We start from the raw sequence: 536 nt of genomic DNA, 5'->3' as shown, positions 1-536 counted from the left end.
GCGCCAGCCTTTTTGCGACCTGCTGAGGAGACCATCCCATAGCAAGGCGGTCTAACACAGCTTTTCGCAATTCAGGTCGGCGCTCAAGCTTGCCCCCCTGTCCATCTGCGAGCTCTCGTCTGGGCTTGAGCATAATTCGCATCATAGCCTTTCGTTTTGGTTATATTCCTTTTCAACTCTCGAGATATTGTAGATGCCGAGCGATCCAGAGCTGTCGCAATCTTTTGGAGTGAATAGCCTTCTCTTTGAAGAATGGATATTCTACATCTCTCCTCCATCGAGAGCTGATTGTATTGTTTTCCCATAGCAACACCGAGTATATACGATGTTGCACTTCGTTTGTGAAATTAAGGGATCCATCTCTGAGCTAGCTATAATGCCAATTGAGGAATGGATTCCCGCTTTCGCGCTGAGGAATCCTGTCATTTAATTGAGCAGTTATGTTTTTAAGGTTTGCTCAATAAGGACGAGAAAAGAATTGAAGTGCATACGAATTCATGATCAAATTTGTTTACGAAGCAAAACCGACCGGAAAA

General features: G+C 44.6%; 1 protein-coding gene. It reads right to left on the bottom strand.

What is annotated here, in order from left to right; all coding sequences use genetic code 11:
- Positions 1-83: 83 nt before the first annotated feature.
- Positions 84-278 (bottom strand): helix-turn-helix domain-containing protein, encoded by a 195-nt coding sequence (locus E1O89_RS15830; RefSeq protein WP_410054777.1) that lies wholly within the window; start codon positions 276-278, stop codon positions 84-86.
- Positions 279-536 lie beyond the last annotated feature (258 nt).

This window comes from Legionella genomosp. 1, from assembly GCF_900640215.1.
GTDB classification, from domain to species: Bacteria; Pseudomonadota; Gammaproteobacteria; order Legionellales; family Legionellaceae; genus Legionella_C; species Legionella_C quinlivanii_A.
The sequence above is the reverse complement of the archived record's forward strand: the minus strand, read 5'-3'. Positions and strand labels throughout refer to the sequence as shown.

Bases quoted from the DNA above. Each gene is read 5' to 3' on its own strand.
- E1O89_RS15830 (WP_410054777.1), bottom strand. From the start codon at position 278: ATGGAGGAGAGATGTAGAATATCCATTCTTCAAAGAGAAGGCTATTCA.